Origin of the sequence: Olsenella uli, assembly GCF_901212675.1 — a bacterium.
GTDB lineage: Bacteria > Actinomycetota > Coriobacteriia > Coriobacteriales > Atopobiaceae > Parolsenella > Parolsenella uli_B.
This window is the reverse complement of sequence record NZ_CAAKOQ010000038.1, coordinates 26-18,098: the sequence shown is the minus strand read 5'-3', so window position 1 is coordinate 18,098 and position 18,073 is coordinate 26. Positions and strand designations below refer to the sequence as shown.

Sequence of the window (18,073 nt, the reverse complement as noted above, 5' to 3'; positions counted from 1 at the left end):
TCACTCCCCAATGCCCCACGCGTGCCAGCGAAGGGGCTCGTCCAAGACCTGTATGCGCATGTCAGGCGCCGCGTCGCGGAGGGTCCGCGCAAGCAGCCCCGCATAGGGGCGCTCCGAGGCGTCGTGTCCTAAGAGTATAGCGTCCACGCCCGCGCAGGCGAGCTCGGAGAGGCGATGGTATCCGGCCTCCCCTGTGATGACGAGGCCGACGCCCCGCCGTATGGCGTCCGCCCCGAAGCCGCCGAGCGAGCCCGAGCAGAACGCGACCGTGCCCGGCGCGTGGCCGCCCGCGCCCCACACGGTGGGCACACAGCGAAACGCGGAGGCCGCACGCGCCGCGAGCTCGTCAAGCGCGAGCGCGCCGGAATCGAGCAAAGCCCCGTAGCCGTCCGGCTCCTGGAGCCTGCCCATTCGCGGAAGACCCAGCAGGTCGGCCGCGAGGTCGAGGGCCGCGTCGGAGCGGTCGAGGTTGGTGTGCATGGCCACGAGCGATACGCCGAGCCTCGCCGCCACAAACGCCGTGGCTCCCCCCACCGAGGACGTGCGGACCTCGGGCGTCATGGGAAACGGCGCGTCGAGAAACGCCGGGTGGTGCGTCACGAGAACGTTGCACCCCAGCTCATGGGCCTGTTCCACCGTGGACGGCATCGCATCGAGTGCGCACGCGACGCCGCTGACCTCCGCCAGGGGGTCTCCCACCGAAAGCCCAGGCCTGTCCCAGCCCTCAGCCCTCTCCAGCGGGAACGCATCGGCGAGCATCCCCACGACCTCATCGACCCTCATACAACCTCCTACCAAGAAGAGAGATAAGAAGCTCATAGCTCCGAGCAGACAGGCCCGGGGGCGCGCCCGGACGCCTTGGCTCGCGACTCAGACAGTCCTCGGCGCACAGAGCGCGCCTGCGGAACTCGTCTCGAGCCAAGGCGTCCGGGCGCGTGGGGACCGATGCGTCGGCTCGGCGCGAGTTCCGCAGCCGAGCAAAGCGAGGCGAGGACTGTCTGAGCGCAGAGTCGACGCATCGGTCCCCTTCCCGCAGCGCCCTACCCCTCGGCGACGATGTCGAGCAGCGCGTCGCAGAAGGCGTCGAGGTCTGCGGCGGTGACGCGCTCGTCAAAGCTGACGCGCAGCGCCCCCAGGGCCTCGTCTCGGGCTATCCCCATTGCGGTGAGGACGTGGCTGGCGTCGAGCGAGCCAGAGGAGCAGGCAGAGCCCGCCGAGACCTCGAAACCGCGCTCGTCGAGCTGGAGCACGAGCGACTCTGAGTCCATGGAGGGCACCATCACGCTCACCATGCCCGGCAGGCGCGTGTCGTCCACATGGGCCACGGTCGTGGGCTCGATGCCGGTACCGGGTGCGCAGAGGCGCTCGTAGACGTGGTTGGCGAGGGTGGCCACCCGTGGCCTCACCTCGGCCATGTCGTCGGTGACGAGGCGAGCGGCACAGGCGAAGGCCACGGCGCCCGCGACGTCCTGCGTGCCGGGACGGTGACCACCCTCCTGGCCGCCGCCCAGGCTCTGAGCCTCGAAGGGGCAGCGCATGCGGATCGCGAGCGCGCCCACGCCGATAGGGCCGCCGATCTTGTGGGCCGCTACGGAGACGGCTTCGGCGCCGGGCGCGTCGAGCGGGATGCGCCCGAAGGCCTGCACGGCGTCCACGTGAGCGAGCGCGCCGGCCGCGTGAGCGGCCGCGACGATCTGGGCCGTGGGCTGCACGACGCCCGTCTCGTTGTTGGCGGCCATGACGCTCACGAGGGCGCACGAGTCGCCCATCGCGCGACGCACCTCCTCGGCCGAGACCACGCCGTCGCGCCCGGGCCGGGCAAGCTCCACCTCGAAGCCCCGGCCGCGAAGCAGGCTCGCCACGTCCAACACCGAGTCGTGCTCGATGGCGGAGAGTACGACCCGGTTCCTCCTGTTCCGGCTCCTCCTGCGCGCGCCCTCGGCCATGCCGAGCACGGCGAGGTTGTTCGACTCGGTGCCGCCCGAGGTCATGACGACCTCGCCCGGGCGGAAACCGCAGCCGATGGCACGGGCGAGGTCGCGCCTGGCCCCGTCAAGCACGCGGGCGGCCTCGCGCCCGCGTGTGTGGAGCGAGTTGGGGTTGGCCATGCCGAAGGGCTCGTCGTGATAGGCGAGCCAGGCGTCACGCGCCTCGGGGCGAAGCGGGGCGGATGCGGCGTAGTCGAGGTAGACGTAGCGATCGACACCCATCCTGGCTATGCCCTCCTCGTGAGGCCCTGGCGGCCGGCGTCGCGGATCTGGGAGATGGCCGCGGCTCGGTCCTCGGAACCGTAGACGGCGCTGCCGGCCACGAGCACGCTGGCGCCGGCCTCGACTATCTGGGCGGCGTTGGCCGCGCCCACGCCGCCGTCGACCTCCACGAGCGGCGAGACGCCCCGCTCTGCCGCGAGGGCGCGGACCTGGCGAAGCTTGCGCAGCGTGTTGGGGATGAACTTCTGGCCGCCGAAGCCGGGGTTCACCGACATGACGAGCACGAGGTCGAGGTCGGAGATGATGTCCTCGAGCACGCTCGCCGGCGTGGCGGGGTTGAGCGAGATGCCCGCCTTGGCGCCCGCCTCGTGGATGCCCATGACAACGCGGTGCGCGTGCGTGGCGGCCTCCCAGTGGAAGGTCACGATGTCGGCGCCGGCGCGGGCGTACTCCTCTGCCGTCTCGTCGGGGTTGGTGATCATGAGGTGCACGTCGGCCGGCAGGTCGGAGTTGGCCTTCGCCGCCTTGACCACGTTGGGGCCGAACGTGAGGTTGGGCACGAAGTGGCCGTCCATGACGTCGACGTGCACGAAGTCGGCGCTCGAGATGGCGTCGAGGTCGCGCGCGAGGTTGGCGATGTCGGCGGAGAGGATGGACGGGGCGATCTTGACGTCTTCGATCATGGGTTACTCCCCTTCTGTCGTGGTCGTGCCCATACCGTAGAACTCCCTCGTGGGGGTGCGCCCGATGAGCATGGCGGTGGCGGTCTCGACGGACATGCCGCCGTAGATGACGTTCCAGACGGCGTCTGAGATGGGGACCTCGACGCCCTTCTTCTGTGCGAGCTCGCGCACGGAGACGACGGCTCGGGCGCCCTCGACGACCATGTGGGTGCTGGCCTCGAACTCGTCGAGCGTGCGACCGGCCACGAAGGCCTCGCCGAAGCGGCGGTTGCGCGAGTGCTCGGAGGTGCAGGTGGCCACGAGGTCTCCCATGCCGGCAAGCCCCATACAGGTCATGGGCTCGCCGCCGAGGGCCGCAACCATGCGGCCAATCTCTGCGATACCGCGGGTCATGATGAGGGCGAGGGTGTTGTCGCCCAGGCCCAGGCCGGCGCAGATGCCGCAGGCGATGGCCATGACGTTCTTGACCGCGCCGCAGGTCTCGACCCCGCGCACGTCGCGCGAGACGTAGACGCGAAACGCGGGCGTGGAGACGAGCGAGCGCAGGCGCTCGGCGAGTTCGAGGTCCTCGGCGGCGAGCACGGAGGCCGCGAGGGCGCCCGTGCAGACCTCCTCGGCGTGGTTGGGGCCCGAGAGCGCCGCGATGCGCTCGGGACGCCCCAGCTCGGAGGCGGCGACCTCGCTCATGAGCAGGCCCGAGTCCGGCTCGATGCCCTTCGTGAGCACGAGGGCGGGCACCTCGGGCACGAGGCTGGGCGCGAGGCTCGAACAGACGTCGCGCAGGTGGTTGGAGGGCAGCGCAAGCACGCAGGCGTCCGCGCCCTCGAGGGCCTCGCCCAGAGACGCCGTGGCCCGCACGTTGGGCGCGAGCGGGTAGTCGGGCAGGTAGCGCGCATTGTGGCGCGTCTCGTTGATGGCGTTTGCCGTGGCCTCGGAGTGGCACCAGAGGCTCACCTCGTCGGCGTTCGCGGCAACGAGGCCCGAGAAGGCCGTGCCCCACGAGCCAGCGCCGATGACGGCGACGCGGCTCATCGCCCGGCCTCGCCGGAGCCGGGCTCGGAGGGGCCGCCCTTGGCATCGACGGCCGCGCCGTCGCTGCCGACGACGGGATCGGTCCCGGTGCCGGCCTTGTGGAAGGCGAAGGCACCCTCCTTGCCCTCGGCGAGCTTCCTCATGTTGGACCGGTGCGCCCACACGACGGTCCAGCCGGCCACGGCAAGCGTCACCACGAGCGGCCAGTTCCAGCCGTAGACCAGGCCCGCCACGACGGGCAGCGCCGCCGCCACGGTGATCGAACCGATGGAGACGCGCTTGGTGGCGGCCACGAGCACGATGAACACGGAGAGCTCGATGAGGGCCACGGGCAGAAGGAAGCCGAGAAGCGACCCCACGCCCACGGCGATGCCCTTGCCGCCACGGAAGTGCAGGAAAGGCGAGAAGATGTGGCCCCACACGGCGGCCACCATGACGAGGCCCACGAGCCAGGCGCCCGCGCCCGTCGGGGCCACCGAGATGCCCGTCGCGTTCGTGAGCACGAAGTCCGGCTGCTGGAAGAGCCAGCTCGCGAGGCCCGTGGCAAGCGCGCCCTTACCCGCGTCGAGCAGCAGCGTGAGCGCCGCGGCGCCCTTGCCGATCTCGCGCGCCACGTTGGTTGTCCCGATGTTCCCCGAGCCCACCTTCTGTATGTCGACGCCCTTGGCACGGGCGATGAACTTGCCGAAGGGGATGCCGCAGACGAAGAACGTGGCCAGGAGATAGGCCACGAGCGGCCCCCAGTTGATGGAGTTGTCGAAGAGCATGGTTGGCATCGCTGCCGGGTTCATGTGCGCCTCCGCGTGTCTCGTGAAGGGCCCCGGGGCTTGCCCGGGGCCCAGCCCTACGCCGTCTGCTGCTTCTTGCGGAACCTCAGCCGCACGGGCGTGCCCTCGAGGTCGAAGACTTCGCGCAGGCGGTTCTCGAGGAAGCGCCTGAAGTTGTCGTCGACGAGCTCGGGATAGTTGCAGAAGAACGTGACGGCTGGCGGGCGGTTGCCCGTCTGGTTCGCGTATTGGATGCGCAGGCGCTTGGGGCCGTCCACCTTGGTGTGGCCGCTCTCGCGAAGCCGGGCGAGCAGGTCGTTGAGCTGGCCCGTGGGGATCTTGCCGTTGTGCGCGGCGCCCGCGCGGTCGACGACGCCCCACACCTTGTCGAGCGCGCGGCCCGTGAGGGCGCTCGTGCGCAGGACCGGCGCCCACGGGGCGAAGGCGAGGCGGCGTGCCACGGACTGCATGACGTCCTCGCGCGCCTCCTCGGTGGTGACGAGGTCCCACTTGTTGAGCAGCACCACAAGGCCGCAGCCGCGCTCGATGGCGAGGCCAGCCACCTTCTGGTCCTGCTCGGTCACGCCCTCGGAGGCGTCCACCACGAGCACGCAGACGTCGGCCTCGTCGATGGCGCGAAGGCCGCGCACCATGCTGTAGTACTCGACGTCCTCGTGCACGAGGTTGCGCTTGCGCATGCCGGCCGTGTCGACGAGGCGGTAGCGGCGCCCGTCGTGCTCGACCACGACGTCGAGGGCGTCGCGCGTGGTGCCGGCCACGTCGGAGACGATGGAGCGCCTGCGTCCGGCGAAGCGGTTGGTGATGGAGCTCTTGCCCACGTTGGGCCTGCCGATGATGGCGACGCGCAGGGCGTCTGCCGGGTAGGCGCCCTCGGGGGCCTCCTTGGGAAGGGCCGCGACGACCTCGTCGAGGAGGTCGCCCGTGCCGTGGCCGTGCGTGGCCGAGATGGGGCGCGGCTCGCCGAGGCCGAGGGAGTAGAACTCCCAGATGGTCTTCTCGTCGTCGGGGTTGTCGAGCTTGTTGGCCACGAGGAAGATCGGCTTCTTGGTGCGGCGCAGGATGCGCGCGACCGTCTCGTCCTCCTCGGTGATGCCGATGCTCGCGTCCACCACGAAGATGATGGCGTCGGCCTCCGCGCAGGCGGCCTCGGCCTGCTCGCGGATGCTGCCGGCGAAGGCGTCGTCGGACTTGCCGGTCTCGATGCCGCCGGTGTCGACCAGCGTGAAGTCGCGGCCGTTCCAGTCGGCGTCGTGGTAGCTGCGGTCGCGCGTGACGCCGCGGCTCTCGTGGACGATGGCCTCCCGGGACTGGGCTATGCGGTTCACCAGTGTGGACTTGCCGACGTTGGGGCGACCGACGACGGCGACGATGGGCTTGGGCATGCATACTCCTTGCTCGTGTGTTCCAAGCCAGATAGTTTACCATGCATCCCCACCGCGCCCCCAACCACCACAGAGGCCACGAATGCGCAAGGTGGCTAGGGTGCCCATGCGAGAAGGACTTACGTCAGGTCACGGCACCCAGACCCAAAAGGCGGAGCCGCGCACCTAAGCCGAGAGCTCCCGGATGCGCGAGACGACCTCGTCGATCTGCGCGGTGGGCGTGCTGGCGCCCGCGGTGACGCCCACGTCGCGTGCGCCCGCGAACCAAGCGGCCTCGAGCTCGGCGGGCACCTCGATGTGGTGCGTGCGCGGGCAGGCGGCCGAGCAGATCTCGGCAAGGCGCGTCGTGTTGGCGGAGTTGCGCCCGCCGATGACGACCATGACGTCGGAGCGCCCCGCGAGCTCGCGCGCGGCCTGCTGGCGCTCGCTCGTGGCCTCGCAGATGGTGTTCACGACGCAGACCTCGGGCACGCGGGCCATGAGCTCGCTCACCACGGCGTCGAGGGTGGCCTTGGCCTGGGTGGTCTGCACGACCACGCCCACGCGCTTCGAGAGGGTCACGCCGTCGAGCGCGGCCACGTTGGCCACGGCCACGGCACCCGGCGCATGGCCGAGGATGGCCTCGACCTCGGGATGGCCCGCCTCGCCCACGACGAGCACCTGGTAGTCGTCTCGCTGGAGGCGCTCGGCGGCGTGGTGGACGCGCTTCACGTAGGGGCAGGTGGCGTCGACCACGGCAAGGCCCCGCTCGTGGACGACCTCCTCCACCTCGGGGACCACGCCGTGGGTGCGCAGCACGAGCGTGGATCCCGCCTGGTCGGGCACGTCCTCTACCACGGTGACGCCGGCCCGCTCGAGGCCGGCCACGACCTGCGGGTTGTGGATGAGCGGGCCCAGCGTGTGGACGGGCCCCGTGGCCTCGGCGGCCACCTTGTGGACGAGGTCGAGGGCGCGCTGGACGCCGTAGCAGGCGCCCGCGTGCCCGGCGACGGTGATGGTTGGCATGTGGATGAGACTCCTTCGTGGCTACCAGAGGTCGGGATGGCGTGCGCGCAGGTCGTCGCGCAGGGCGTACACCCGGCTCATGGCCGTCTGCTCCATGGCGCTCGTCTGGGCCTTCCTGCCCTTGGCGTCGAGCGAGGCAAACGAGATGGGCGAGCCGTGCGCGATCACGGGCGTGCGCCTCCTCGTGCGGCGCGTGTGGTAGGGGTCGGCGGCGCCCACGACGGCCGTGGGGATGACGTCGGTCTTGGCCATCTGGGCAATCATGGCAAAGCCGCCGTGCACCTTGATCTTCTGGTCGTCGTTCTTGATGCGCGTGCCCTCGGGGTAGACGAGGACGCACTCGCCGCGCTGGAGGGCGTCCTTGGCGGCGCGAATGGCGCCGAGGTCGGCCGAGCCGCGGTCGACGGGGATGCCGCCCATGCGCCGGAAGAACCAGCGCAGGATGGCGACCTTCTCGAAGTCGAGCTTGTAGATGGGACGCACGAAGACGCCCCTGCGCCACATGCGCGTGATGAAGACGACGGGCTCCACCATCGAGGTGTGGTTCATGACGATCATGCGCCCGTGGCCGCGCGTCTCGGCGAGGAGCGCCCCCTCGTTCTCGATGGTGGTGGGCCACAGGATACGCCCCACCACGTAGACGACGAAGTAGCAGAAGGCAAGGAGCGCGCGCGTGGGCGCCGGGTAGTCGGCAATGCCGCTCCTCACGTAGTCGAAGCCCTTGACCTTCTCGGAGCGCGCCCTCGAGCCCTTGGCCTCGCCTGCCATCAGCGGGCCTCCCGCATGAGGGCCGCGATGCGGTCGCACACCTCGTCGACCGTGAGGTCGGTAGAGTCGATGTGGACGGCGTCGGCGGCAGGCTTGAGCGGCGAGGCCTCGCGCGTGGAGTCGGCCTTGTCGCGGGCCACGAGCTCGGCCTCGATGGCGGCCGTCTCGGCGGCGTCGGCCTGGGCGCTGGCGTCCTTGGCAGTGTCACCGCCCTGGCGCTGTACGGCGCGGCGGCGGGCGCGGGCAGAGGGGTCGGCGAAGAGGTAGACCTTCACCTCGGCTGCGGGAAAGACCACGGTGCCGATGTCTCGGCCCTCGGCCACGACGTCGCCGGCCTCGGCGGCCTTGCGCTGGAGGGCGACCATCGACTCGCGGACCGCGGGCACGGCGGCCACGGCGCTCACGTTGGCGTCGACCTCGGGGGTGCGGATCTGGGCCGTGCGGTCCTCGTCGTCGATGGTGAGGCGCTCGCCGCCCGCGCCGGCCGTGAGCGAGATGTCGAGCCCGCGGGCGAGCGCGGCCACGGCGTCCGCGTCGGAGACGTCGACGCCGCGCTCGAGCGCGGCGCAGGTCACGGCGCGATACATCGCCCCGGTGTCGAGGTAGGTGAGGTGCTCGCGCGCGGCCAGGGCTCGCGCGACGGTGGACTTGCCGGAGCCGGCCGGCCCGTCGATGGCGACGATCATGTCAGTTCCTTCCCGTGACGTTGACGGAGTCTCCCGGCACGAAGCCGCGCTCGGCGCGGGCGCGCAGCTCCTCGGGCGTGAGGCCCGCGCTCTGCAGCTGCACGCGCGTGCCGTCGCTCACGAAGACCTGCGAGGAGACGTTGGGGACGATGTGGTTCCAGAACGCATCGAGCGGCTCGCAATAGATCGCGCCGTAGATGGCGCGCGTGAGCCCGCCGTGGGTGACGCAGGCGGTCTTTCCGTGCTGCGTCTTGGCCCACGAGATGAACGAGCCCGCTCGGGCGACGAGGTCCTCGAGCGACTCGCCGCCCTCCATGGGCACGGAGCGGCCCTCCGCGTCGAGCGGCCAGGGAAACGCGACGCCGCGCTCGTGCGCCTCCACGAGCGAGACGCCCTCGAGTGCGCCGAACTCGACCTCGACGAGGCGGTCGTCGACCGTGGCGGGGATGCCGAGACGGGCGGCCACGCCCTCGGCAATGCAGCGGCAGCGCGAGAGCGGCGAGGTGAGGATGCGGTCGGGCGCCCAGGCGACGAGGGCCTCGATGGCGCGGTCGCGCTGGCGCTCCCCCTCGGGGCTGAGCGCCACGTCGCGCCTGCCGGAGTAGAAGTGTTCCACATTGCCCACGGTCTCCGGGTGACGCATGAACAGGATCCTGCCAAGCTCCGTCATCAGGCCCCTCTCCCCTCTCTCGCCGCGTGCAGCGAGGCCGAGCCGCCTCGGCGTCCGCGCGAGCCCACGTGCGCGTCGCTCCCCCTGTCGGCCTTCCGCGCGGCCGGGCGCCGCGGGCCATCCGCGCCCACGGACGCGAGCAGCCGGGAGACCTCGTCTTCCCCTAGCCTACGCCATGAGCCGGACTCGAGCGAGCCGAGGGCGAGCGGGCCGAACGTGTCGCGGTGAAGCGCCACCACCTCGTGGCCCACGGCCGCGAGCATGCGCTTGACCTGGTGCTTCCTGCCCTCGTGGATGGTGAGCGCCCATACGCTCCGTCCCCTGGGCGCCCCCTCGGGCGCAACCGCGCGATAGGCGGGCGAGCCCGGCGAGACGCACTCCACGCGCGCGGGCGCGCACGGGCCGTCGTCGAGTGTGATGCCGGCCTCGAGCCGGGCACGCTCGGACTGGGTGAGCGTGCCCTCCACGAGCGCCACGTAGTGCTTGTCCTTCTCGAAGGAGGGGTGGAGCAGGCGCTGGGCAGCCTCGCCGTCGGTGGTGAAGAGCAGAAGCCCGGTCGTGTCGCGGTCGAGCCGGCCCACCGGGAAGAGCCCGGGGTAGTTGGCCGTGGGGACGAGCGAGGCCACGCAGGGCCGCCCTCCCGGGTCGCGCATGGTGGTGACGTAGCCCGCGGGCTTGTTGAGCACGAGGTAGACGGCACCGTCAGAAAGCTGCACCTCGCGCCCGTCCACGCACACCACGTCCACGGCCGGGTCGACCTTGCTTCCGAGCTCGCACGTGACCTCGCCGTTCACACGGACGCGCCCGGCCGTCATGAGGTTCTCGGACCCGCGGCGGCTCGCCACGCCCGCACGCGCGAGGAACTTCTGCAGCCGCATGGGCACGACGCGCTCACTCCTCATTCGACAGCTCCCCGTGTTCCGAGGGTCCGCCGGCGCCGGGTGCGTCCCTGGCCGGGGTCTCCTCGCCCGCGCCGTCGACGTCGGGCCCAAGCCGGTAGTCACCGGCACGCTCGTCGACGTCAGTGCCGGCGTCGAGTAGGTCATCGTCGCCCTCCTCGAGGGTGCTCTCGATGCTCCGGCCGCTCAGGCGCTCGCGGATGAAGCGGCGCGACCCATCGTCGGGGGCGAACTGCTCGAGGTCGGGCAGCTCGCGCAGGCTCTTGAGGCCAAAGCGCTCGAGGAAGGCCTGGGTGGTGGCATAGCGGATGGCCTGTGGACGGTCTGGGTCGCGCCCGGCCTCACGCACGAGCCCCTTGTCCACGAGCGAGGCCACTACGCCGTCTGAGTTGACGCCGCGGATGGCCTTCACGCCCTCGCGCGTGACCGGCTGGTGGTAGGCGATGACGGCGAGCGCCTCGAGCGCCGCCTGGGAGAGCCGTCGCGTGTCCCAGCTCATGACGAGGGCCTCCACCTCGTCGTGGTAGGCGGGGTGCGTGTAGAGCCGCCAGCCGCCGGCCACCTCGCGCAGCTGAAAGCCACGATTGGCGTCGGCGTACTCGGCCGCGAGCTCCGCGAGGGCGCCCGCGGCCTCTCCCGGGGCCACGCCCAGCACGCGGGCCAGGTCCGTGGCGGCCACGGGGTCGCTCGACGAGAGCAGCATAGCCTCGAGCGCCCCCTTGAGGTCTCCGGGCGAAAGCGTCTCCAGGTCCTCCATCAGTACTCCCCCTCAAGCTCCGCGAGGGCGGCGGCGTCGGGCTCGTAGTCCGGCGCACCCTCCACGCGATCGATGTCTATCTCGCCAAAGTTCTCGAGCTGCGTGACCTCGATGCTCCCCAGCTTGTAGAGCTGGAGCATCGCCAGGAAGGTGACCACCACCTGCTCGGGCGTGGCGTCGCCGTCGAGCAGCTCGGAGAAGGTGACGTGCGACCGCGAGCGCGTGACGCGGTCGACCGACGCAACCGTGAGCGCCACGGGCAGGCGCTTGGGCGCGATGTGTTCGGCCTCGAGCAAGAAGCCCTCGCGGCGGCTGTCGAGGTCGGCGCAGATGACGGCGAGGCCGCGCAGCGTGATGCCCTCGAGGTAGTCGGGCATGGTGTGGAGGAACTCCGGGTCGGGGCCGGCTGTGCGAGGGTGCATGCGCGCCTCGGCCTCCATGCGGCTGCCAAGCGCCGCGGCGGCGTTCCTGAACTGCTTGTAGGCGATGAGGCGGGCCACGAGCACCTCGCGCGCCTCGTCGGCCGTGAGCCCGTCGAGGTCGTCGTCCTGTCCGCGTCGTCGTCATGGCGGGTGGGCTTAAAGTCCTGCGGCACGAGCGAGGCGGCCTTGATGTCGAGCAGGGTCGCCGCCACGAGCACGAAGTCGCTCGCGACGTCGAGGTCGAGCTCGCCCATGCGCTCCACCTCGGCGAGGTACTGGTCGGCCACCTCCGAGATGGAGATGGAGCCGATGTCCACGCGTTGGCGGCTCACGAGCTGGAGCAGGAGGTCGAAGGGGCCCGAGTAGGCCTGCGTCTGGACGCGGTAGCTCATCTAGGCGCCAATCAGGAGCTGGTAGAGGTTGCCGGCCGTGACGTCGAGGTAGGCCCCCAACGGGTCGAGGCCGATGCGGGGCAGCAGGTAGAGCACGATGATGAGGATGGGCATGGCATAGCGCTGCACCTCGTAGTAGCGCTCGAGCGCCTCGCCCTCGAGGAAGTGGCAGATGACCTTGGAGCCGTCGAGCGGTGGCAGCGGGATGAGGTTGAAGAAGCAGAGCATGAGGTTCACCCATATGTAGGTGGCCGCCGCGGTGAGCACAAGCTCCATGGGCGTGTAGCCGATGAGTGGCAGCTGGGCCTGGAGGTAGAGGGCGGGGTTGGCGTCGAGCGCAGCGTAGGCCAGGCGGAAGACGGCGGCGCCCGCGAGGGCCTGCACGACGTTGGAGGCGGGGCCGGCGAGCGCTACGAGCGGCTCGTCGCGCTTCCTGTCCTTGAGCCTGTAGGAGTTGTAGGGCACGGGCTTGGCGTAGGCGAAAACCGCCCCCACCGTGAGGTACATGACGAGCGGCAAGACGATGGAGCCCACCGGGTCGACGTGCTTGGCCGGGTTGAGCGTGAGGCGCCCGGCGCGCTTGGCGGTGTCGTCGCCGCAGAGGAGCGCCACCCAGCCGTGCGCCACCTCGTGGATGACGGCAGCCATGAGCAGAAGCCCTATCGTGAGGACGAGCTGGACGATGTCGATGTTCGAGCGCATGGGGCACCTCCCCGGTCTCGTTCGTTGCGGGCCTTATCGTGGGGCTCCCGCGGTCGGCCACGGCGGCGCGGTGGGGCACGGGCGCGCCGCCGCCCTCGCTAGCGAAGCCGCTCGGAAAGCGCGGACAGTCCCCAGTCTAGGAGAACGAGCACGAGCGCGCAGAGCAAAAAGTCGCCACGAAGGGAGCCCCCGCCCGGAATCGACACGACGAGCAGGCCCCGCACCGGCCCGGGCACCGCTGCCTGGACTGCCATGCCAAGCTCGAGCTGGAACTCGCGCAGGCCACCGGCCGGGAGCGCGAGCACCACGACGCAGACCACGAGCAGTCCCGCAGCCACGGCAAGGGCCGCCACGAGGGCGCCCAGGGCCATGCGACCGGCCGAGGACGCGCCGCTAGGCATCCGGGCCCTCCTCGAGCTTGGCGGAGAGGTCAAGCCACTCCTCCTCGAGTGCGGGGATCTTCTTCTTGAGTGCGTTGTACTCGGCCATCGCCTCGTCGAACCTCTTGGCGTCGGCGTAGAGCTCCTCGGAGGCCATGAGCTGCATGAGCTCGTCGTAGCGCTTGTGGGCGGGCTCAAGCGCGGCCTCGACCTCCTTGAGGCGCTTCTTGGTGGAGCGAAGCGCGGCGTTGCGCTGCTTTCGGGCCTCGGCCTCGGCGCGGCGCTGCTCCTTGGTCTTCACGTTGCGGCCGGCGGGCGTGGCGTCCGCCTCGGACTTTGCCTGGGAGGCTGCCTTTGGCGTAGCGGCGGGGACGGACTTGGCGGCACCGGACGGGGCGCCCTCGGCCTCGGCGGCCGCGCGCCGGGCAAGCTCGTCGCGCTTCCAGAGGTAGTAGTCGTAGTCGCCGTCGTAGACCGTGACGCGGCCGTCGCGGATGTCGACCACGCGGGTAGCCACGGCACGCACGAGGTGCTCGTCGTGGGAGATGAGCACGATGGTGCCCGGGAACTCCTTGAGCGCGTCCTCGAGCATGTCGACCGAGTCGATGTCGAGGTGGTTGGTGGGCTCGTCGAGGCAGAGCAGCGCCTCGGGCGCCACGAGCATCTTGGCCAGCGCAAGGCGTGCACGCTCGCCGCCGGAGAGCACGCGCACGTGCTTGTCGACGTCGTCGCCGTTGAAGAGGAAGGCACCCAGGAGGCGGCGCTGCTCGGGCACGGTCCACTGCGGGGCCACCGAGTCGACCTCCTGCAGCACCGTGTTGGACTCGCGCATGCCCTCCAGCTGGTGCTGGGCGTAGTAGGCCACGCCCACGTGCAGGCCCAGCTCTATGGCGCCCGTCGTGGGCCTCTCCTTGCCGAGCAGGATCTTGAGCAGCGTGGACTTGCCCGCGCCGTTGGGGCCCACGAGCGCCACGCGGTCGCCGCGATAGAGCGTGAGGTTCACGCCCGTGTAGACGGTCTTGTCCTCGAAGGACTTGGAGACGTCGGCGAGCTTTGCCACCATGTCTCCCGAGCGCGGCGGCTCGGGAAAGGTGAAGTGCACGTGCCTGTGGCCCTCGGGCAGGATGACGAGCTCACTCTTGATCTGCTCGATCCTTCGCATGCGCTCCTGGGCCTGCGCGGCCTTCGTGGGCTTGTAGCGAAACTTGTCGACAAAGACCTGCATGTGGGCGATCTCGCGCTCCTGGGCGGCACGCTTGGCCCGCATCTGCTCCAGGTTGTCCTCGCGCTGCTTGAGGTAGCTCGAGTAATTGCCCGTGTAGGTGGTAATGCGGCGGTTCTCGACGGCGGCCACGTGGCTCACGCACTTGTCCATGAAGGCTCGGTCGTGGGAGACGAGCAGCACGGCGCCCGAGTAGCCGGAGATGAACTGCTCGAGCCACTGGACGCTCTCAAGGTCAAGGTGGTTGGTGGGCTCGTCGAGAAGCAGAAGGTCAGGGTGCTTGAGCAGGAGCTTGGAGAGGGCGATGCGCATCTGCCAGCCGCCGGAGAACTCCTCGGCAGGCTTGTCGAGGTCGGCCACGGGAAAGCCGAGGCCGCAGAGGATGGCGCGCGCCCGGCTCTCGAGCTCGTAGCCGCCCAGGTGCTCGAAGCGGTCCTGCGCGCGGGCGTACTCGTCGAGCAGGGCGTCGAGCTCCGCTCCCTCGGGCGTGTCGGCGATCTTGGCCTCGAGCTCGTGGGTCTTGTCGCCCAGGCGCTGGATCTCGGTGGCGGAGGCCATGACCTCCTCGAGCGCCGTGTCGTGGCCGGCGAGCTTGGTCTCCTGCTCGAGGTAGCCCACGGTGGCGTCCTTGGCGAAGCTCACCGTGCCGGAGTCGGCCGTCTCCTGCCCCATGATGATCTTGAGTAAGGTGGTCTTGCCGGCACCGTTGGGACCCACGAGCGCCCAGCGCTCGCCGGCGTTGACCTGCAGGGACGCCTGCTCGTAGAGGGTGCGGGCGCCAAAGGACTTGGTTATCTTGTCGGCGAGCAGAATCACGCGTGCGCTCCTTGGCAGCTTGGGTTGTATGCGGCGGGTGTGGCGTGTCGGACGGGGCGGGCACGGGCCGCCCCCCCCGCCCGTCACGCGCGGGCGCCGCTAGTCCTGGCAGAGGTGGATGGCAAAGCCGGCAACCTCGCGCTTGAAGTAGACGAGCTTGGTGGAGCCGTCAGGGTTGAGGGCGCGCGAGTCTTCGTTGATCTCGAAGCCGCGCCCGGCAAACCAGCGCTCGGCGGCCGGCAGGTCGTTCACGCCAAAGCCGATGTGGCCGTTGGTGCCGCGGCCGCAGCCGCTCATGACCTCGACGAGGGAGTCGGCAAACCAGGAGACGGGCGTCTCGTGGGGCTCCAGGCCCATGAGGGCCTGGAAGAGCTCGGCCACCTCGCGCGCATCCTCGGGGCTTGCGGCGTTGATACCGACATGGGCGACGTGCAGGCCAAAGGCCTCGACCGGGTTGGTGATGGCGTCTGCCATGATGCGCTCCCTACCTCGCGGTATGAAAAAGGGCGACGGAGTAATCCGCCGCCCTGCCTTAGATGGTGGAGATAAGGGGGTTCGAACCCCTGACCTCATGACTGCCAGTCATGCGCTCTCCCAACTGAGCTATATCCCCGAAGTGGTGGGCGATGCTGGATTCGAACCAGCGACCCCATCCGTGTGAAGGATGTGCTCTACCCCTGAGCCAATCGCCCACTTCTCGACTGCCGTCGTACGCAGCGAGGTAGATAATAGCATGACGGCTTCGCGGATGTCTAGGACTTTTTTTCGACAACCTTGCGAAGCCGCCCGGCGTAAAAGAGACCCGCAGCGTAGAGTAGAAGGTCGACCGCCGCCGAGAACACGAGCAGGCCGTCAGGGGTGAGCCCCAGCACCGCCCACACCACGAAGAGCACGAGCGTCGAGGCGCTCACGGCGATGCCTGCCGCAGAGCCCCACACGAGCGCGCGCAGCGACGACCCTCCCACGAGCGCCCGCTTGCCGAGCCTGCCCACGAAGACGAGGTACGCGCCGGCGGCCACGATGAGCGCCCCCAGCACGAGGATCGAGATGGCGGCCGGCGCGCGCGAGGCATGCGGTGCGGAGAAGAGCGCCGAGAGGCCCATGAGGATGCGGAGCGCCCCCCACGCGAGCATGATCGACGCATAGCCGCTCACGAGCCTGAAGGTAGGGCGCGAGGCCTCGTCGACGTCCGCCTCGTGCGCGGGCACGTCGTCGGCCGCGTCCACCATGAAGGTGCGCGACGGCGTCCTCTGGCACTCCCCCTGCTCGCCGCAGAGGTCCTCGAAGCGGCGAAGGGCAAGCGAGAGCGTTCCCACGAGCACGAGCGATATCGCGGTCGAGAGCAGCGAGGTCGCGTTGGACGTGGCAAAGGCCACCAGGAGGTAGGCCAGGCAGAAGGCAAACATCACGCGCCCGAGCAGGATGGCGCGGCCAAGCAGCGCGTGGCGCGTGCGCGCAAGCAGCGAGCAGACGCCAAAGGCGACGCCGAAGAGCGCGTCGAGCGCGGCGACCACCCATACGCAGGCGATGACGACCAGCGCCGAGACGCTCGCGCCCGCGATGTCGACGGAACCCGGAAGGGGCGTCGCCACCTCGATGACGCCAGCATAGGCCACCGTGGTGAAGGCCAGGAGCGCCACCCCGACCGCCGTGGAGAAAAGGTGCCAGACGAGGCAGGAGATGGCGAGCACCCCGAGGCCCCGCTCTCGCCCGTCGATTTCCTGTGTGTCCATGGCCTGCCTCCCCTGCCGCGGGTGTCCCGCGAGCGCAGCCGCGGCGGGGCCGTCCGCCCCCGTAATCCCAGTCATTCTACCCACTAGTCTTGAGTAGGGCGTCGACGAGGGCGTTGTCGTCGGGGTCGGGCGAGCCGAGCGGCAGGCCGCACGCCTCGAAGAAGTGGCTGCCCGCGAACTGCCGCGCGCGGAACGAGTCATGCTCGCCGTCGTCGAGGTAGCGCACCGTGCTCCTGCAGTCGGTGGTGCCGCAGAACAGGATGCCACGCCGGCGGACGTAGTCGAGGTAGGTGGCGTCGTCGCTCCAGAGCATCGCGCCCGCCATGCCCTCGAGCTCGTAGGCCACGGCAAAGTCCTGCCACGAGCTCGCGCGCAGGCGCACGTAGCGGTCGAGGACCGACGCCATCCGCGTCACGCGGGCGAGCGTCTCGGGCGCGCTCATGAGCGTGACGTCGTCCGAGCCCGGAAGCTCGCGGCCGCCCGCGATGCGCTCGAGGCAGCCCAGGGCGCGCTCGCGCTCCTCGTCCTCGAGAAGCACCGCCGGCACAGTGAGCTTCATCGACTCGTCGCTAAAGAGCTCGATGGCCGAGTGAGGGTCGGCCGAGCCGAGCGGCACCGACGTGCGGAAGATGAGCGAGTCGTGCGCGTGCTGGGTGTGGCACTCCATCGACTGGCGGGCAAAGGCGGCGCGCATCGCGGCGGCGTGGGAGTTCGCCACGGCCCGGCCGGCCTTGTCGGGCGAGGAGTTGCCCATGCGGAAAAGGTAAAGGTCGAAAAGGGCGAGGCCCTCGGGGTAGTACATCGTGCGGCGGCAGAACTCGGAGACCTCTGCGCGACGCCTCGTCGCCTTACCGTAGAGCTCAACCAGGGCAGAGCCCACCGCCGGCCCCGACGTGGAACCCTCGCGTACCTCCACGACGCCGTCGGCCACATAGGGCGGGAAGTCCCCCTCCTCGACCTTCACCACGAGCACGCCTTCGTCTGTGGTGCCGGGCTTGATGACGAAGCGCATGTCGAGCCTGGGCATGGGCGTCACGTGGCGGCGGCAGAGCTCGCCGATGGCCTGCGAGAAGTCGAAGGTGTCGCGCTTGATGGGGCAGATAGAGCGGTCCGCGTCGGCGATGCCGATGATGAGCCATCCACCGGAGGAGTTTGAGAATGACGCGATGATCTTGGGGACCTTGCGGCGCACGGTGATGCCAAACGTCTGCTTGAACTCGAGCGCGTAGCCCTCATCGAGGTCGGCGAGCTGAGAGAGGTCGTCCCAGGTCACGTCAACGAGGTCCTTGGGCGAGCCGTGCTCGTCTCGAAAGGGACTGAATGCCATGCGTCGGGCTCCCTTCGCTGTGCCCGGGCCGGCTCTCCGGAGAATGCCCGCCCGAGGCTCTCACTATGGTAGTACTCGTTGAGAGGCGCGGGACGCGTGTCGCCTGAGATTGGAAGCCTGAGGGGCTTGTGGGCGTCATTTGCGAACGCGGAGAAAAACTACTTGACGAAGCCCTGACGTTCCCGTATATTCTCCTTCG

Annotated in this window: 18 protein-coding genes, 2 tRNA genes and 1 pseudogene; all 21 read right to left on the bottom strand. The window is 70.0% G+C overall.

Features of this window, described 5'->3' with window-relative positions; genetic code table 11:
* Positions 1-783: a Nif3-like dinuclear metal center hexameric protein gene (locus tag EFAMC1_RS05575; protein ID WP_187324576.1), complete on the bottom strand. Its 783-nt coding sequence runs from the start codon at positions 781-783 to the stop codon at positions 1-3.
* A gap of 257 nt (positions 784-1,040) precedes the next feature.
* Positions 1,041-2,210: a cysteine desulfurase family protein gene (locus tag EFAMC1_RS05570; RefSeq protein WP_154053325.1), complete on the bottom strand. Its 1,170-nt coding sequence runs from the start codon at positions 2,208-2,210 to the stop codon at positions 1,041-1,043.
* A 5-nt stretch (positions 2,211-2,215) separates the two neighbouring features.
* Positions 2,216-2,893, bottom strand: coding sequence for a ribulose-phosphate 3-epimerase (gene rpe / locus EFAMC1_RS05565; RefSeq protein WP_154053324.1), 678 nt, complete (start codon positions 2,891-2,893; stop codon positions 2,216-2,218).
* A gap of 3 nt (positions 2,894-2,896) precedes the next feature.
* On the bottom strand, positions 2,897-3,925 hold the full coding sequence (locus EFAMC1_RS05560) for an NAD(P)H-dependent glycerol-3-phosphate dehydrogenase (protein ID WP_154053323.1): 1,029 nt from the start codon (positions 3,923-3,925) through the stop codon (positions 2,897-2,899).
* Positions 3,922-4,716, bottom strand: a complete 795-nt coding sequence (locus EFAMC1_RS05555; protein WP_261981790.1) for a glycerol-3-phosphate acyltransferase — start codon at positions 4,714-4,716, stop codon at positions 3,922-3,924. Before EFAMC1_RS05555 ends, EFAMC1_RS05560 begins: the two co-directional genes overlap by 4 nt.
* Positions 4,717-4,769: 53 nt before the next feature.
* Positions 4,770-6,095, bottom strand: coding sequence for a ribosome biogenesis GTPase Der (gene der / locus EFAMC1_RS05550; RefSeq protein WP_154053322.1), 1,326 nt, complete (start codon positions 6,093-6,095; stop codon positions 4,770-4,772).
* A 165-nt stretch (positions 6,096-6,260) separates the two neighbouring features.
* Positions 6,261-7,100 carry a 4-hydroxy-3-methylbut-2-enyl diphosphate reductase gene (gene ispH / locus EFAMC1_RS05545; RefSeq protein WP_154053321.1) on the bottom strand — a complete coding sequence of 280 codons (840 nt, stop codon included), beginning with the start codon at positions 7,098-7,100 and terminating at the stop codon, positions 6,261-6,263.
* Between the two features lie 21 nt (positions 7,101-7,121).
* On the bottom strand, positions 7,122-7,868 hold the full coding sequence (locus EFAMC1_RS05540) for a lysophospholipid acyltransferase family protein (protein ID WP_154053320.1): 747 nt from the start codon (positions 7,866-7,868) through the stop codon (positions 7,122-7,124).
* On the bottom strand, positions 7,868-8,554 hold the full coding sequence (gene cmk / locus EFAMC1_RS05535; protein ID WP_154053319.1) for a (d)CMP kinase: 687 nt from the start codon (positions 8,552-8,554) through the stop codon (positions 7,868-7,870). Before cmk ends, EFAMC1_RS05540 begins: the two co-directional genes overlap by 1 nt.
* A gap of 1 nt (position 8,555) precedes the next feature.
* Positions 8,556-9,224 carry a histidine phosphatase family protein gene (locus EFAMC1_RS05530; protein WP_154053318.1) on the bottom strand — a complete coding sequence of 223 codons (669 nt, stop codon included), beginning with the start codon at positions 9,222-9,224 and terminating at the stop codon, positions 8,556-8,558.
* Positions 9,224-10,126, bottom strand: coding sequence for a pseudouridine synthase (locus EFAMC1_RS05525; protein ID WP_154053317.1), 903 nt, complete (start codon positions 10,124-10,126; stop codon positions 9,224-9,226). Before EFAMC1_RS05525 ends, EFAMC1_RS05530 begins: the two co-directional genes overlap by 1 nt.
* The gene (scpB, locus tag EFAMC1_RS05520) at positions 10,116-10,880 is read right to left on the bottom strand and encodes an SMC-Scp complex subunit ScpB (protein WP_154053316.1); all 765 of its coding nucleotides are present in this window, start codon (positions 10,878-10,880) and stop codon (positions 10,116-10,118) included. The genes EFAMC1_RS05525 and scpB overlap by 11 nt, the downstream gene beginning before the upstream one ends.
* Positions 10,880-11,694, bottom strand: a pseudogene (locus tag EFAMC1_RS05515) (segregation and condensation protein A). The gene scpB and the pseudogene EFAMC1_RS05515 overlap by 1 nt, the downstream one beginning before the upstream one ends.
* The gene (locus EFAMC1_RS05510; RefSeq protein ID WP_154053315.1) at positions 11,695-12,396 is read right to left on the bottom strand and encodes a site-2 protease family protein; all 702 of its coding nucleotides are present in this window, start codon (positions 12,394-12,396) and stop codon (positions 11,695-11,697) included.
* Positions 12,397-12,494: 98 nt separating this feature from the next.
* Positions 12,495-12,797 (bottom strand): hypothetical protein, encoded by a 303-nt coding sequence (locus EFAMC1_RS05505; protein WP_154053314.1) that lies wholly within the window; start codon positions 12,795-12,797, stop codon positions 12,495-12,497.
* Positions 12,790-14,814 carry an ABC-F family ATP-binding cassette domain-containing protein gene (locus EFAMC1_RS05500; RefSeq protein ID WP_154053313.1) on the bottom strand — a complete coding sequence of 675 codons (2,025 nt, stop codon included), beginning with the start codon at positions 14,812-14,814 and terminating at the stop codon, positions 12,790-12,792. The genes EFAMC1_RS05505 and EFAMC1_RS05500 overlap by 8 nt, the downstream gene beginning before the upstream one ends.
* 99 nt (positions 14,815-14,913) lie before the next feature.
* Positions 14,914-15,288 carry a VOC family protein gene (locus tag EFAMC1_RS05495; protein WP_154053312.1) on the bottom strand — a complete coding sequence of 125 codons (375 nt, stop codon included), beginning with the start codon at positions 15,286-15,288 and terminating at the stop codon, positions 14,914-14,916.
* Positions 15,289-15,351: 63 nt separating this feature from the next.
* Positions 15,352-15,427: transfer RNA gene (locus EFAMC1_RS05490), tRNA-Ala, on the bottom strand.
* 4 nt (positions 15,428-15,431) lie between these two features.
* Positions 15,432-15,506, bottom strand: a tRNA-Val gene (locus tag EFAMC1_RS05485).
* 60 nt (positions 15,507-15,566) lie between these two features.
* Positions 15,567-16,547, bottom strand: a complete 981-nt coding sequence (locus EFAMC1_RS05480; RefSeq protein WP_154053311.1) for a hypothetical protein — start codon at positions 16,545-16,547, stop codon at positions 15,567-15,569.
* Between the two features lie 76 nt (positions 16,548-16,623).
* Positions 16,624-17,874 carry an ATP-binding protein gene (locus EFAMC1_RS05475; protein ID WP_154053310.1) on the bottom strand — a complete coding sequence of 417 codons (1,251 nt, stop codon included), beginning with the start codon at positions 17,872-17,874 and terminating at the stop codon, positions 16,624-16,626.
* Positions 17,875-18,073: the final 199 nt, after the last annotated feature.

Excerpts from the sequence above, each read along its gene's own strand:
- EFAMC1_RS05575 (WP_187324576.1), bottom strand. The coding sequence starts at position 783 with ATGAGGGTCGATGAGGTCGTGGGGATGCTCGCCGATGCGTTCCCGCTG.
- EFAMC1_RS05570 (WP_154053325.1), bottom strand. The coding sequence starts at position 2,210 with ATGGGTGTCGATCGCTACGTCTACCTCGACTACGCCGCATCCGCCCCG.
- rpe (WP_154053324.1), bottom strand. The coding sequence starts at position 2,893 with ATGATCGAAGACGTCAAGATCGCCCCGTCCATCCTCTCCGCCGACATC.
- EFAMC1_RS05560 (WP_154053323.1), bottom strand. The coding sequence starts at position 3,925 with ATGAGCCGCGTCGCCGTCATCGGCGCTGGCTCGTGGGGCACGGCCTTC.
- EFAMC1_RS05555 (WP_261981790.1), bottom strand. The coding sequence starts at position 4,716 with ATGAACCCGGCAGCGATGCCAACCATGCTCTTCGACAACTCCATCAAC.
- der (WP_154053322.1), bottom strand. The coding sequence starts at position 6,095 with ATGCCCAAGCCCATCGTCGCCGTCGTCGGTCGCCCCAACGTCGGCAAG.
- ispH (WP_154053321.1), bottom strand. The coding sequence starts at position 7,100 with ATGCCAACCATCACCGTCGCCGGGCACGCGGGCGCCTGCTACGGCGTC.
- EFAMC1_RS05540 (WP_154053320.1), bottom strand. The coding sequence starts at position 7,868 with ATGGCAGGCGAGGCCAAGGGCTCGAGGGCGCGCTCCGAGAAGGTCAAG.
- cmk (WP_154053319.1), bottom strand. The coding sequence starts at position 8,554 with ATGATCGTCGCCATCGACGGGCCGGCCGGCTCCGGCAAGTCCACCGTC.
- EFAMC1_RS05530 (WP_154053318.1), bottom strand. The coding sequence starts at position 9,224 with ATGACGGAGCTTGGCAGGATCCTGTTCATGCGTCACCCGGAGACCGTG.
- EFAMC1_RS05525 (WP_154053317.1), bottom strand. The coding sequence starts at position 10,126 with ATGAGGAGTGAGCGCGTCGTGCCCATGCGGCTGCAGAAGTTCCTCGCG.
- scpB (WP_154053316.1), bottom strand. The coding sequence starts at position 10,880 with ATGGAGGACCTGGAGACGCTTTCGCCCGGAGACCTCAAGGGGGCGCTC.
- EFAMC1_RS05510 (WP_154053315.1), bottom strand. The coding sequence starts at position 12,396 with ATGCGCTCGAACATCGACATCGTCCAGCTCGTCCTCACGATAGGGCTT.
- EFAMC1_RS05505 (WP_154053314.1), bottom strand. The coding sequence starts at position 12,797 with ATGCCTAGCGGCGCGTCCTCGGCCGGTCGCATGGCCCTGGGCGCCCTC.
- EFAMC1_RS05495 (WP_154053312.1), bottom strand. The coding sequence starts at position 15,288 with ATGGCAGACGCCATCACCAACCCGGTCGAGGCCTTTGGCCTGCACGTC.
- EFAMC1_RS05480 (WP_154053311.1), bottom strand. The coding sequence starts at position 16,547 with ATGGACACACAGGAAATCGACGGGCGAGAGCGGGGCCTCGGGGTGCTC.
- EFAMC1_RS05475 (WP_154053310.1), bottom strand. The coding sequence starts at position 17,874 with ATGGCATTCAGTCCCTTTCGAGACGAGCACGGCTCGCCCAAGGACCTC.